The following is a 13,050-nucleotide window of genomic DNA, read 5'->3' on the forward strand; positions in this document are numbered from 1 at the left end:
TAAAAAGACAAAAATAACTCTATGAATTCACAGAGTAACTTGTGTTGCTGATAATCTTTTTGACTATCAATCATCGACACAAGCACCCACACGAATTGCTTGATTCAAATTGTTAAAGAACGTTTCGTTGAAGCTACCTGCTTCAGCGAGGTGGCGTATTCTACACTCACCATTTAATCTGTCAAGGTTTATTTTTAGGAAATTTAACTTCCGCTCAACCCTTGATGCCACAGAGGTATTTAAGCCTCTTTGGCAGGCCGCTCATTCTACACTAGAACTTCAGCCTGTCAAGTTTAATTTTTAAGATTTTTCCTTAAGAATCAAACTCTTACGCTAAGCAGTTATTACTGTGTTTGCCTAACGAGGTGCGCATTCTACAGGTTTTTAAAAAGCTGTAAAGCCCTTTAACTCAAAATGTTTCAAAATTATTAAAAGACATCAATATTGTGAACCACAACGCACTGGTAAACTCTCAACAATACGCTGTCCATCACTACCGTATAACCAAGCCCTTACCATCCAACCTTGTGCCACCCCTTGTATACGATAACGCTCACCTGCGACAAACTCTGGATAAACAATATCGATCAGACAACGCCGTTGACTTTCACCAGTTCGACTACTTCCCCGATTATAAATTAAACGTACCTGAAGCTGGTGAGCACCTGGACTGACTTGAACATACCGTGCATCATCCACTCTCCTGCCATCTAAACGTTGTGCTGATAATTGATGCCCAGCACGAGCTTGGATATCAATCCAAGCCATATTCGGATCATGCTCCGGTAAAGGAGCAGCACAAGCAAGACAAGTTACTACTAGCACAGCGACCCATGCGAACCGTAAAGACTTTACACTCACTTCAATCCACTCCTGATCAGCCAAAGAACCAGTAACACACCCCAATTGCAGCAATCACACCAGCCAGCTCAGCTAATAGTGCACACCCCACCGCGTGCCGTGCCCGCTGAATACCTACAGCTCCAAAATAAACTGCGAGTACGTAAAAAGTAGTTTCAGTACTCCCTTGAATTGTTGCAGCAACTAAAGCAGGAAAACTATCCACCCCCTGACTTTGCATGGTTTCAATTAGCATCGCTCTGGCTGCACTACCTGAGAAAGGTTTAACCATCGCAGTCGGTAACGCATCAACAAAGCGTGAATCCCACTGAAACCACTCAATCAACCAGCGAATACCATCTAACCCAAACTCTAAAGCACCAGAGGCACGTAACACACCAATAGCACACAACATAGCAATGAGGTAAGGAAGTAAATCTTTAGCGACTGCAACCCCCTCTTTAGCTCCCTCAATAAAGGTTTCATAAACAGGCACCTTACGCACCATACCTAATACTAAGAAGCACATAATGATGCTAAACAGCGTTAGATTTCCCAATAATGAAGATAAGCTGGCCAGTGCAGTGGCACTTAACGTTGCAAGCAAGGCCATAAAACCTCCTAGCAATAAAGCGCATGGTACAAGGTAAGCTAGCACTACAGGGTGCCAAATCTTCAAACGCTGAATAAAAGCAACAGATAATAACCCCACCAAACTAGACGCACTGGTTGCTAATAAGATAGGCAGAAACACTAAAGTGGGATCGATTGCTCCTTGCTGCGCACGGTACATAAAAATAGTCACAGGCAACAAAGTCAGGGAGGATGCATTTAAAACTAAAAATAAAATCTGCGCATTACTAGCACTGCTAGTCGATGGGTTAAGTTCTTGCAAAGCGCGCATCGCTTTTAAGCCAATAGGTGTGGCAGCATTATCTAAACCCAATCCATTGGCCGCAAAGTTCAACGTAATTAACCCCAAGGCCGGATGACCTCGAGGCACTTCTGGCATCAGTTTGGAAAATAAAGGCCCCAACAACCTCGCTAACAAATCAACTAAACCAGCTCTCTCTGCAATTTTCAAAAAACCCAACCATAGCGTAAGCGTACCAAAGAGTAACAGCATCACATCTACAGATAGTTTGGCCATACTGAATAAGCTTTCTACCATCGCAGCCCAAACATCAGGGTCTCCACCAAACCAACGCACAAGTCCAGCAATACTGGCAATAATAAAAAAACCGAGCCACAAACCATTTAACATGCAATTTGCTCCTCAGGTTAGCGATTAAACTGTGTGGATAATGCTAATAACATTGCAGCTGTTTGTGCGTCAGGCTCTCCATCATAACGCTGCGGCCTATATTTCATTTGAAAAGCGGCCAACACATTACGTGTTGCTTGATCAAGCTCGCCATGCTCAGGTACCGCATAACCTATCTTAGCGAGCTGTTGTTGGAACCATTCCACAGAAGGCATTTGCTGACTAAACTCTGTTAGGTAAAAAGCTACAGCTTGCGGATTTGGCCAGTCAATCAACCCCTCATGAGCTAAGCGCTGCCATGGAAATAAGGGACCTGGGTCCACTTTACGTTGCGGCGCAATATCACTATGCCCAACTATACTTGCTGGGGTTAAGTTATGACGCTGCATAATATCTTTTAACAGCACGATTAATGTATCGATTTGTTGATCACTCCAAGTTTGCCAAACTTTTTCTCCATCAGGCCCAGTAATGTAACCGCGATTAACCATTTCAATACCAATAGAGGTCGCATTCAGCCAAGTACGTCCACTCCACTGACTATCACCTGCATGCCACGCTCGACGGTTTTCATCCACTAAGCGATAGACTGTAGCTGGCTGCTCAGCAATTAAATAGTGACTACTGACCTGATCACCTGTTAATAACTGCAGAGAACGAGGTAAATCACTTGCCGTATAATGCAATACAATAAATTGCACACGACTATCATGCCCTTCCGACTGATAGCTATCATCAATTTTCAGTCCAGAACAGCCTGACAACATCAGTAAAAATATTAATGCTAGGTATTTCATACCCTTCCTAAATTAAGTAAAGAAACTCAAGGTTTTATGCAGTACATTTTTGGATACATGATTACATGACACCTTTGCGTACAATGCACTTTAAATGATCGGGTTTCTAAGAACACGTTACTGCACACAGTTTTGCACATTGACATCCTCCCCGACCTAAAGGACGGGGATTCCTACTGCTAGACGACTATGCCCAGCCGCGAGAATGTTACGTGCCGCGTTGATATCGCGATCGTGAGCGACACCACACCCACTGCACGTCCATTCTCTTATTCCAAGCCCTGCGATACCTTTCAACCTCGATTCAAGCAAATTACCACAAACCGAACCAAGTGGGGTGGTGTATGCCTCGTTAACTTCCTTAAAAACAATGCCTGCGCGAGCGCATTTATAATCTAGCATTATTTTTAATTACCTCTAACTAACACCCAATACTGACTTAGCCATCTTGGTTTTAACGAACTTTGAGCTACTCACATTACCCATATAGATTTCACCGCAGCGGTTGACCAAGGTGCGGCTGAACTTGTGCAGCGCCTATTTGCTACAACTAACAATCTGAGCGTGAATGCTTTTTACTTGGGTTTTATTTCTAGCCCGCTGCGTTATAGCCTGCTTCTCTTCAAGGAGATAATAAAAGTGTCCAGCTTGGAGCCCTCATATCCGTTAAGCCTAGATTAATACCGATACGTTCTTGACCTCTGGTATCCCAGCTTCAACATCAACCACTACCATTTTGGTAGACCTGTCTATTTTCCCACTGCGCTGCAGCCGTATTAACCGGAACCCTGCCCTAGGAATAACAACTTTAATCACGCTTTTTACCTACACCTAGATGTTCCTTTAGGCATTGCTATGGGTATATTTCTTGCTCTGTCTTTATAGTTGCACACTGATACACAACAGCTTGGTTAGCCTAGGGGTCGCTCATTTTTCCATTGGGCGGATTATCCAATTTATTGACCATTATTTTGAAGAGCGTCAACCTGCTTTTATCGATGATATGATGGGGGTTGCGATTGGTCCTCTATTTATTGCCGTCGAACTGGCTTTTCTTTGCGGCTTATGTAAAGCCCTCAGAACAGATATTTAAGCTCAGCTTAATCAGCAAACCAATGAATACAAGGCAACCTTTTCAATTTAAATAAGTCATATCTGCTACAGCACATCTGTAAGGACAGCTTTATGCAATACAATAGCGATAGCCACACACCCGTGATGGGATACTTACTTTGGATTTTTGGTTTTTTAGGCTCCCACCGCTTTTATTATGGTAAACCCATAACAGGAACCATTTGGTTTTTCACCTTAGGGTTATTCTTTATCGGTTGGATTATTGACTTGTTTTTAATACCTAGCATGGATCGTGCAGCTAATATGCGCTATACCACAGGGCGCATTGATTACAATGTTGCTTGGATATTACTCACATTTCTAGGCGTATTTGGCATACACCGTATGTATCAACGCAAATGGATTACAGGCATCTTATATTTACTAACAGGCGGTTTTTTTCTACTTGGCGTGCTTTATGATTTCTGGACTATGAATCAGCAAATATCAACACGCAATCAAATTTTCCATTCATCCTTTTGACATCCTCCCCACCCTAAAGGACGGGAATTCCTACTGCTAGACGGCCATGCCCGGCTGCGAGAATGTTCCGTGCCGCATTAACATCGCAATCGTGGGTGACATCACACCCACTGCACGTCCATTCTCTTATTCCAAGTCCTGCGATGCCTTTCGACCTCGATTCGGGCAAACTGCCGCAACTCGAACAGGTTTGGGTGGTGTATGCCTCGTCAATTTCCTTAAAAACAATGCCTGCGTGAGCGCATTTATAGTCCAGCATTGTTTTTAATTGACCCCAGCCAGCGTCCAGCACTGACTTGGCCATCGTGGTTTTAACGAGCTTTAAACTACTGACGTTGCCCACATAGATTTCACCACAGCGGTTGACCAGCTCGCGGCTAAATTTGTGCAATGCGTCTTTTCTACGGTTAGCAATTTTCGCGTGAATGGTTTTGACTTGGGTTTTATTTCTGGCTCGTTGCGCTATGGCTAATTTTTCCTCAAGGCCACGATAGAAGCGACCCGCTTCCAGTTTTATGCCATCCGAGCAGGTGGCAGTGTCGGTCAAACCCAGGTCAATACCGATACGGTCTTGGCCTTTGCTTGGTTCGACCTCCATATCAACCACAACATTGAAGTACTAGCGGCCACGGGCATCTTCATTGAAACTGGCCGAGCGGAATTTATATTGGCTCAAACCGTAGCTATCCCAGACCTTAAAATAGTGGCCGCTATGATAGATCTACCCGTTTTTCCATTGTGCCGCACCCGTATTGACGGGTATCCAGCCCAGTGAGCGGCATACACCGCCTGCTGATTTGTGCCAGTTCAGCCGCACCTTCTTAAACTGCTTGCGGCGTGTGACATACTCACCTGCAACGCACTGCAAGGTTTGGCTGTGCAGCACAAGCTCTTTACCTGCGCCCTTAGTGTAGGGATGCGTATCAAAAGCAGACAAAAACACACCTCGCTCTTTAATCGAGCGTTGACTTAATTCATTAACAAAGTTCCAGACGAAATTGACGCTGCGAGCCATGCGGTTTAGCAAGGGCACATGCCTATCTTGTACTCGAACTTTTAATGTTTTGGTGTACTTCATCATACTGTATACAATACCAGTTCAACCTATACTGCAAAGACTTTAGCAAGCTGTTAAGGGGCTGCTTACGCAGCCCTCGCTATCCATCCCCGCACTAAAAGCACAAGGTCTTACGCGATTTTGATAATCTTTATCACAATAAAAAGCTGCTTAATCATCCAAGTATTAAGCAGCTTTTTTATTAATGTGCTGTAAATGCTAAATATTTAGCGCTTGGTTGGACGAGGCCAGTTTTCTAAGTTACGTTGGCGTCCACGCCCCACCGCTAGAGCTTGTGCAGGAACATCTGCGGTAATTGTCGAACCTGCTCCAGTTGTTGAACCATCACCTAAGTTTAAGGGTGCAACCAAAGAACTGTTCGAGCCAATAAAGACATCTTCACCCATTACAGTTTTAAACTTATTAGCACCATCGTAGTTACAAGTAATAGTACCTGCACCAATATTAGTACGCGCTCCAATTTCACTGTCACCTAGATAGCTTAAATGTCCAGCTTTAGCACCTTCACCTAGATGAGTATTTTTCAACTCAACAAAGTTTCCCACATGAGCATTAGCAGCTAGCACAGTCCCTGGGCGTAAGCGTGCAAAAGGACCACAATCTGCTCCCTCACCAACTTCAGCACCTTCAAGGTGACTATTGGCTTTAACCACTGCACCACTGCGTAAAATAGAGTCTTTAATCACACAGTTAGGACCAATAGAGACATTATCTGCGATTTCAACCTTACCCTCTAAGATCACATTAATATCAATAAAAACATCACGTCCTACTGTCACTTCACCTCGCAGATCAAAACGAGAGGGATCAAGTAAAGTAACACCCTGTGCCATTAGAGTCTCAGCAGCGCGTTTTTGATAGTGTCGCTCTAATTCAGAAAGTTGCAAACGGTCATTAGCACCTTGTACTTCCATCGTATCGTTGGCAGTCTCAGTTGCTACCATGAAACCTTCTTCTACTGCCATGGCAATAATATCTGTTAAGTAATATTCACCTTGCGCATTACTATTAGACAAGCGACCTAACCAATCAGCCATACGCTCACGTGGAGCAGCTAATATACCAGTATTACCTTCTCGGACTTTTAGCTGTTCAGGGTTGGCATCTTTGTGCTCAACAATGGCTTGCACTGCGCCTGTTTCATTACGCATAATGCGGCCATAACCAGCAGGATTATCTAGATGAACCGTTAATAGTGCCATACTGTTAGCACTCAGCTGAGTCAGCAAGCTTTCTAAAGTACTTGCCTCAATCAGTGGCACATCACCATATAGCACCAAGGTGTTTTCTGCTTTAAGGTTAGGTAGTGCCTGTGCCACAGCATGTCCCGTGCCCAACTGTTCGCTTTGCACTACAAAACTGACATCATCGTCAGATAATTGCTCACGCACAGTTTCTGCACCATGACCAATAACCACCTGAATGCTCTGTGGTTTTAACTTGCGCGCAGTATCTACAACGTGTGCCAGCATGGATTTTCCAGCAATGGGGTGCAATACTTTCGGTAAGGCCGAACGCATTCGCGTACCTTGGCCAGCAGCGAGAATAACAATATCCAACGACATGCAATTAATCCTAAGTGAAGTATGTAAGTGCTTAATGTATTAAAAATAAGCAATAAAAAAGGGTAACCTTAGGCTACCCTTTTTTATTGTCGCGATGAAGCATGATTTGCTTATCGACGAATATTTTTGCGCAGCTCAGAAATCGTACGTAACTGTGCTGCCGCTTCAGCTAAGCGGGCTGCAGCAGATGCGTAATCAAAATCAGCACTGCTCTGCTGAATTGCTTGCTCAGCAGCTTTTTTCGCTTCTAGCGCAGCAGCTTCATCAAGATCCTTAGCACGGATAGCCGTATCTGCTAATACCTTAACTGACTTTGGTTGTACTTCGATAAAGCCACCAGAGATGTAATACACCTCTTCGCTACCACCCTGCTTAATCACCCGGACAGGGCCCGGCTTGATTGTAGAAATCAAGGGAGTGTGGCCAGGTAAAATACCCAAATCACCCATGTGACCATGAGCAATGACCATTTCGACCAAACCGGAGAACAACTCTTCTTCTGCACTAACAATGTCACACTGGACTGTTATGGCCATATAGATCGCCTCAGTTTTTTGGCTGCACGGATGCCAAAGCATCCGTCGCCATATTGCTCACCAAAAAGGTTTGCAAATTACATTTTGCTCGCTTTTTCAATGGCTTCATCGATGGTACCAACCATGTAGAACGCTTGTTCTGGCATGTCATCGTAGTCACCATTCAAGATACCTTGGAAACCACGGATGGTTTCTTTCAGCGATACGTATTTACCTGGCGCACCAGTAAAGACTTCTGCCACGAAGAATGGCTGAGATAGGAAGCGCTGGATTTTACGTGCACGAGATACTAACTGCTTATCTTCTTCAGACAGCTCGTCCATACCTAGAATCGCAATAATATCTTTAAGCTCTGTGTAACGTTGCAATACATATTGAACACCACGAGCACAATCATAGTGCTCTTGACCAATCACAGCAGCGTCAAGCTGACGTGAAGTTGAGTCCAGTGGGTCAATAGCAGGGTAAATACCCAAAGATGCAATGTCACGGGACAAAACAACGGTAGCATCCAAGTGCGCAAACGTAGTTGCTGGCGATGGGTCAGTTAAGTCATCCGCAGGTACGTAAACGGCTTGAATAGAAGTAATAGAACCTGCTTTAGTCGAGGTAATACGCTCTTGCAGAACACCCATTTCTTCAGCCAACGTTGGTTGGTAACCTACTGCAGAAGGCATACGACCTAATAATGCAGATACCTCAGTACCAGCCAAGGTGTAACGGTAAATGTTGTCAATAAACAACAATACATCACGACCTTCGTCACGGAATTTTTCCGCCATGGTCAAACCAGTCAAAGCAACACGTAAACGGTTACCTGGTGGTTCGTTCATCTGACCATAAACCAGTGCTACTTTATCGAGTACGTTAGAGTCCTTCATCTCGTGATAGAAGTCGTTACCTTCACGAGTACGCTCACCCACACCCGCGAATACTGAGTAACCGCTGTGCTCGATCGCAATGTTACGGATCAGCTCCATCATGTTTACGGTTTTACCAACACCGGCACCACCGAACAAACCGACTTTACCACCTTTAGAGAATGGGCAAATCAGGTCAATAACCTTAATACCTGTCTCTAAAATTTCATTGCCGCCTGCTTGCTCAGCGTAAGAAGGTGCAGCGCGGTGAATACCCCAACGCTCTTCTTCGCCAATTGGACCCGCTTCATCAATTGGGTTACCCAGTACGTCCATAATACGACCAAGAGTTTTAACACCCACTGGTACAGTAATAGGTCCGTTTGTATTAACCACTTCTAAACCACGTTTTAGACCTTCGGTCGAACCCATGGCAATAGTACGTACTACACCGTCACCCAACTGCTGTTGAACTTCGAGTGTAGTTTCAACGCCCTGTACTTTCAGTGCGTCATAAATGTTCGGTACCTGTTCGCGTGGAAATTCCACGTCGATAACGGCGCCGATGATTTGAACGATACGTCCGCTACTCATATCTGGTTCCTCTGAATATTTGAACCGTTCTTAAACCGCGGCAGCGCCGCCGACGATTTCTGAAATTTCTTGAGTGATTGCTGCTTGACGAGCTTTGTTGTAAACCAGTTGAAGGTTATCAATAAGATCGCCAGCGTTATCTGTTGCATTCTTCATCGCAATCATTCGAGCTGCTTGTTCGCATGCTGTGTTCTCAACAACCGCTTGGTACACCTGAGATTCGATATAACGAACAATCAGTGAGTCCAGCAACTGCTGGGCACCGGGCTCATAAATATAATCCCAAGAACCAATACGATCACCATCCAGCCCCTCGCCTTCAACCGCTAGTGGCACTAACTGCTCAACTGTTGGTTTTTGCGTCATAGTATTTACAAACTTATTCGATACTATGTACAAACGATCGAGACGGCCTTCAGAGAAGGCATCCAGCATAATTTTGATACTGCCAATCAGGTCATTAATCCCTGGCTCCTCACCTAAATCGGTGATTGCAGCAGTGATACTGAGCCCTTGGCCTTTGAAGAAACTTACGCCTTTCTTGCCGATCACGCAGAATTCTGCTTGAACGCCCTCTTGTTGTAAGTCCTTCATGTTATTAAACAGGGCCTTGAACAGGTTAAAGTTCAGACCACCGCACAGACCACGATCCGATGTAACAACGATGTAACCTACACGTTTAACCGGACGTTCGACCATGAATTCATGCTTGTACTCAGCATTGGCTTCAGCTAAATGGCCAATGACCTGACGAATACGCTCTGCATAAGGACGACCTGTAACCATGCGCTGTTGTGCTTTGCGCATTTTACTGACCGCCACTTTCTCCATGGCACTGGTGATCTTTTGCGTACTTGTGATGCTCGCAATTTTACTGCGAATCTCTTTTGCGCCTGCCATTTGTCACCCTTCAGGTTAAGCAAGCGGGAGTTTTAATACTCCCGCTGCGGCTTACCAGCTCTGAGTGGCCTTAAACTTCTCGATACCTTCTTTAATAGAAGCGTCGATATCGTTATTAAAGTCACCCTTCTCATTGATTTTCGCCATTAAGTCAGCGTAGTCACGTTTGAAGAAGGCTAACAAGGCTGCCTCGAAAGCACCCACTTTATTAACTTCTACATCAGCTAAGTAGCCACGTTCAGCAGCATACAGTGACACAGACATATCAGCGATTGACATTGGTGCATACTGTTTCTGCTTCATCAACTCGGTAACACGCTCACCGTGCTCAAGCTGCTTACGTGTTGCTTCGTCTAAATCAGAAGCAAACTGAGCAAAAGCCGCTAATTCGCGGTATTGAGCCAAAGCGGTACGAATACCACCAGACAGCTTCTTAATGATCTTAGTCTGAGCAGCACCACCAACACGCGATACCGAAATACCTGCGTTAACTGCTGGACGGATACCTGAGTTAAACATAGCTGACTCTAGGAAAATCTGACCATCAGTAATAGAAATTACGTTGGTTGGTACGAATGCTGAAACGTCACCTGCTTGGGTTTCAATGATAGGCAGAGCAGTTAAAGAACCGGTTTTACCTTTCACTTCACCTTTAGTGAACTCTTCAACGTACTCTTCAGATACACGTGATGCACGCTCCAACAAACGACTGTGGAGGTAGAACACGTCACCTGGGTACGCTTCACGTCCTGGTGGACGACGTAGCAAGAGAGAAATTTGACGATATGCTACAGCTTGTTTAGATAGGTCATCGTAAACGATTAACGCATCTTCACCACGGTCACGGAAGTACTCACCCATGGTGCAACCAGCATAAGGTGCTAGATATTGCAGTGCAGCAGATTCAGATGCACTTGCTGCAACAATAATAGTGTTGCTCAGCGCACCGTGTTCTTCAAGCTTACGTACAACGTTAGCAATGGTCGATTGCTTCTGACCAATTGCAACGTAAACACACTTAATACCGCTGTCTTTTTGGTTAATAATGGCGTCAACAGCTAGAGCTGTTTTACCAATCTGACGGTCACCAATGATCAACTCACGCTGACCACGACCAACCGGAATCATCGCATCGACAGATTTATAACCTGTTTGCACAGGCTCGTCGACCGACTTACGCCAAATTACACCCGGTGCAACTTTTTCAACTGCATCAGTTAGTTTGGTTTCGACTGGGCCTTTACCATCAATCGGATTACCCAGTGCATCCACAACACGACCTAAAAGTTCTGGACCAACCGGAACTTCTAAAATACGTCCTGTGCACTTGGCGCTCATGCCTTCGGTTAGACCGAAAGCGCTACCCAGAATTACAGCACCTACGGAGTCGCGCTCCAAGTTCAGTGCCATACCAAAAATACCACCTGGGAATTCAATCATTTCACCGTACATTACATCGGCTAAGCCGTGGATACGTACGATACCGTCAGACAAGCTGACGATTGTGCCTTCATTACGGGCTTGCGCAGATACATCAAGCTGAGCTATACGCTGCTTAATGATCTCGCTAATCTCGGAAGGATTCAGTTGCTGCATGCCATGCCCCTCAAATCAGGATTTCAACGCTTCGGCTAACTTATTCAGTTTGCCGCGGACCGAGCCGTCAATAACTAAGTCACCAGCACGAATGTGCAAACCGCCAATTAAAGCGGGATTTACAGTCGCTTTGGGTTGAACGGTACGATCAAGCCGCTTAGATAAGGCGGCAGCCAGTGTTTGGAGTTGTTCTGCGCTAAGCTCAAAAGCCGACTGCACTTCAACTTCCAAGGTACGATTTGCCTGAGCCTTAACAGCTTCAAACATTTCGCTCACCGTTGGAAGTAAAGTCAAACGGTCATTTTCACTCAGAATACTGAGGAAATTACCGAAAGAGTCATCGATATCGCCATCACACAGTTGCTTTAGAAACGCGACCTTGTCATCTTGAGTCAGCTCTGGTTTACCCAGCTGCTTAAGAACGACCGGCTCAGTTACCGCCGCTGCAGTGAGTGCCAACATCGCAGACCAAGCGTCAACTTGACCTGCTGCTGAAGCATGCTCATAAGCTGCTTTTGCGTAAGGTCGAGCAAGCGTATTGATATTCAGCATCGCTTGCCTCGCTTAAAGTTGTGCGGCCAATTGTTCGACCATTTTATTGTGAGCACTTGCATCCACCGATGAATCGAGGATTTTCTCTGCACCCGCAATCGCCAATACTGAAACTTGCGCACGGAGATCTTCTTTAACGCGATTTACCTCAAGATCAATCTCTGATTTAGCACTTGCAATCAAACGGTCGCCTTCTTCGCGCGCTTGTTGCTTAGCTTCTTCAACAATTTCACTCGCTGTTTTATTCGCCTTTTCAAGCATCTCTGCAGCAGTTTTTTTAGTATCACGCAACAGTTCTGTCGCTTTTTCTTGAGCTAGCTTTAGATCGCGCTCGGCGCGTCCAGCTGCATCTAAACCTTCAGCAATTTTCTTCTGGCGTGCATCCATTGCATTCGTAATTGGTGGCCATACGAACTTCATGCAGAACCAGACAAAAATAGCGAAGGCAATCAATTGACCAACAAGTGTCAAGTTAATATTCACTGATCTACCTCATGCTATTTCGTTGTGTATCTGAAAGATAACTTCGCGCAGCAAATAAATTTACTGCGCGATGAAATCGCTAGATCAGCCTGCCATACCTGGAGCAACAACGAAGATCAGGTACATAGCGATACCAACACCGATCATTGGTACGGCGTCAAGTAAACCAGCCATGATGAAGGTTTTAGTTTGTAATTGCGGTGCCAACTCAGGCTGACGCGCTGTTGATTCGAGCAGTTTGCCACCTAACAGTGCAAAGCCGATACCAGTAGCTAATGCGCCCATACCAATGATGATGGCGGCAGCGATAATTACGATTTCCATAGTTACTCCTAGAGTTTTAAGTTTTAAGGTTTACAGTTAAAGTTTTGGATTAACGCTCGCTTTCG

Annotated in this window: 16 protein-coding genes; 2 read left to right on the top strand and 14 right to left on the bottom strand. The window is 45.0% G+C overall.

Features of this window, described 5'->3' with window-relative positions; genetic code table 11:
- Positions 1-438: 438 nt before the first annotated feature.
- The 4 genes from TOI97_RS09490 to TOI97_RS09505 form a co-directional block, all read right to left on the bottom strand.
- A complete protein-coding gene (locus TOI97_RS09490; protein WP_321553883.1) occupies positions 439-861 on the bottom strand; it encodes a PA0061/PA0062 family lipoprotein in 423 nt (140 codons plus the stop codon).
- Positions 862-877: 16 nt separating this feature from the next.
- Positions 878-2,104 (bottom strand): nucleoside recognition domain-containing protein, encoded by a 1,227-nt coding sequence (locus TOI97_RS09495; protein ID WP_321553884.1) that lies wholly within the window; start codon positions 2,102-2,104, stop codon positions 878-880.
- 17 nt (positions 2,105-2,121) lie between these two features.
- A complete protein-coding gene (locus TOI97_RS09500; protein ID WP_321553885.1) occupies positions 2,122-2,901 on the bottom strand; it encodes an N-acetylmuramoyl-L-alanine amidase in 780 nt (259 codons plus the stop codon).
- Between the two features lie 156 nt (positions 2,902-3,057).
- The gene (locus tag TOI97_RS09505; protein ID WP_321553886.1) at positions 3,058-3,303 is read right to left on the bottom strand and encodes a transposase; all 246 of its coding nucleotides are present in this window, start codon (positions 3,301-3,303) and stop codon (positions 3,058-3,060) included.
- A gap of 466 nt (positions 3,304-3,769) precedes the next feature.
- Here TOI97_RS09505 and TOI97_RS09510 point away from each other — a divergent pair, with 466 nt between their 5' ends.
- Both TOI97_RS09510 and TOI97_RS09515 read left to right on the top strand, forming a co-directional pair.
- Entirely contained in the window at positions 3,770-3,994 is a 225-nt protein-coding gene (locus TOI97_RS09510; protein ID WP_321553887.1) for an Mpo1-like protein, read from the top strand.
- Between the two features lie 92 nt (positions 3,995-4,086).
- A complete protein-coding gene (locus TOI97_RS09515) occupies positions 4,087-4,497 on the top strand; it encodes a TM2 domain-containing protein (RefSeq protein WP_321553888.1) in 411 nt (136 codons plus the stop codon).
- Positions 4,498-4,510: 13 nt separating this feature from the next.
- On the opposite strand, the gene TOI97_RS09520 is transcribed toward TOI97_RS09515, so the two are convergent.
- The 10 genes from TOI97_RS09520 to atpE all read right to left on the bottom strand — a co-directional run bounded on the left by TOI97_RS09520 (position 4,511) and on the right by atpE (position 12,985).
- The gene (locus TOI97_RS09520) at positions 4,511-5,104 is read right to left on the bottom strand and encodes an RNA-guided endonuclease InsQ/TnpB family protein (protein ID WP_321553889.1); all 594 of its coding nucleotides are present in this window, start codon (positions 5,102-5,104) and stop codon (positions 4,511-4,513) included.
- Positions 5,105-5,218: 114 nt separating this feature from the next.
- A complete protein-coding gene (locus TOI97_RS09525; RefSeq protein WP_321553890.1) occupies positions 5,219-5,512 on the bottom strand; it encodes a hypothetical protein in 294 nt (97 codons plus the stop codon).
- Between the two features lie 269 nt (positions 5,513-5,781).
- Positions 5,782-7,140, bottom strand: coding sequence for a bifunctional UDP-N-acetylglucosamine diphosphorylase/glucosamine-1-phosphate N-acetyltransferase GlmU (gene glmU, locus TOI97_RS09530; RefSeq protein ID WP_321553891.1), 1,359 nt, complete (start codon positions 7,138-7,140; stop codon positions 5,782-5,784).
- A 110-nt stretch (positions 7,141-7,250) separates the two neighbouring features.
- The gene (locus tag TOI97_RS09535; protein WP_321553892.1) at positions 7,251-7,676 is read right to left on the bottom strand and encodes a F0F1 ATP synthase subunit epsilon; all 426 of its coding nucleotides are present in this window, start codon (positions 7,674-7,676) and stop codon (positions 7,251-7,253) included.
- Positions 7,677-7,753: 77 nt separating this feature from the next.
- Complete coding sequence (gene atpD / locus TOI97_RS09540) at positions 7,754-9,130, bottom strand: F0F1 ATP synthase subunit beta (RefSeq protein WP_321553893.1); 1,377 nt, start codon at positions 9,128-9,130, stop codon at positions 7,754-7,756.
- Between the two features lie 30 nt (positions 9,131-9,160).
- Positions 9,161-10,030 carry a F0F1 ATP synthase subunit gamma gene (gene atpG, locus TOI97_RS09545; protein WP_321553894.1) on the bottom strand — a complete coding sequence of 290 codons (870 nt, stop codon included), beginning with the start codon at positions 10,028-10,030 and terminating at the stop codon, positions 9,161-9,163.
- Positions 10,031-10,081: 51 nt separating this feature from the next.
- Positions 10,082-11,626, bottom strand: coding sequence for a F0F1 ATP synthase subunit alpha (atpA, locus tag TOI97_RS09550; RefSeq protein ID WP_321553895.1), 1,545 nt, complete (start codon positions 11,624-11,626; stop codon positions 10,082-10,084).
- A gap of 15 nt (positions 11,627-11,641) precedes the next feature.
- Positions 11,642-12,178, bottom strand: coding sequence for a F0F1 ATP synthase subunit delta (locus tag TOI97_RS09555; RefSeq protein ID WP_321553896.1), 537 nt, complete (start codon positions 12,176-12,178; stop codon positions 11,642-11,644).
- Between the two features lie 12 nt (positions 12,179-12,190).
- Positions 12,191-12,661 carry a F0F1 ATP synthase subunit B gene (locus TOI97_RS09560; protein WP_321553897.1) on the bottom strand — a complete coding sequence of 157 codons (471 nt, stop codon included), beginning with the start codon at positions 12,659-12,661 and terminating at the stop codon, positions 12,191-12,193.
- An 84-nt stretch (positions 12,662-12,745) separates the two neighbouring features.
- Complete coding sequence (atpE, locus tag TOI97_RS09565) at positions 12,746-12,985, bottom strand: F0F1 ATP synthase subunit C (protein ID WP_269818599.1); 240 nt, start codon at positions 12,983-12,985, stop codon at positions 12,746-12,748.
- Positions 12,986-13,050 lie beyond the last annotated feature (65 nt).

The organism is Denitrificimonas halotolerans, from assembly GCF_034259425.1.
GTDB lineage: Bacteria > Pseudomonadota > Gammaproteobacteria > Pseudomonadales > Pseudomonadaceae > Denitrificimonas > Denitrificimonas halotolerans.

Coding starts and splice junctions, on each gene's coding strand:
- atpA (WP_321553895.1), bottom strand. CDS start 11,626: ATGCAGCAACTGAATCCTTCCGAGATTAGCGAGATCATTAAGCAGCGT.
- TOI97_RS09495 (WP_321553884.1), bottom strand. CDS start 2,104: ATGTTAAATGGTTTGTGGCTCGGTTTTTTTATTATTGCCAGTATTGCT.
- atpG (WP_321553894.1), bottom strand. CDS start 10,030: ATGGCAGGCGCAAAAGAGATTCGCAGTAAAATTGCGAGCATCACAAGT.
- TOI97_RS09515 (WP_321553888.1), top strand. CDS start 4,087: ATGCAATACAATAGCGATAGCCACACACCCGTGATGGGATACTTACTT.
- TOI97_RS09525 (WP_321553890.1), bottom strand. CDS start 5,512: ATGGCTCGCAGCGTCAATTTCGTCTGGAACTTTGTTAATGAATTAAGT.
- TOI97_RS09500 (WP_321553885.1), bottom strand. CDS start 2,901: ATGAAATACCTAGCATTAATATTTTTACTGATGTTGTCAGGCTGTTCT.
- TOI97_RS09535 (WP_321553892.1), bottom strand. CDS start 7,676: ATGGCCATAACAGTCCAGTGTGACATTGTTAGTGCAGAAGAAGAGTTG.
- atpD (WP_321553893.1), bottom strand. CDS start 9,130: ATGAGTAGCGGACGTATCGTTCAAATCATCGGCGCCGTTATCGACGTG.
- atpE (WP_269818599.1), bottom strand. CDS start 12,985: ATGGAAATCGTAATTATCGCTGCCGCCATCATCATTGGTATGGGCGCA.
- TOI97_RS09555 (WP_321553896.1), bottom strand. CDS start 12,178: ATGCTGAATATCAATACGCTTGCTCGACCTTACGCAAAAGCAGCTTAT.
- glmU (WP_321553891.1), bottom strand. CDS start 7,140: ATGTCGTTGGATATTGTTATTCTCGCTGCTGGCCAAGGTACGCGAATG.
- TOI97_RS09505 (WP_321553886.1), bottom strand. CDS start 3,303: ATGCTAGATTATAAATGCGCTCGCGCAGGCATTGTTTTTAAGGAAGTT.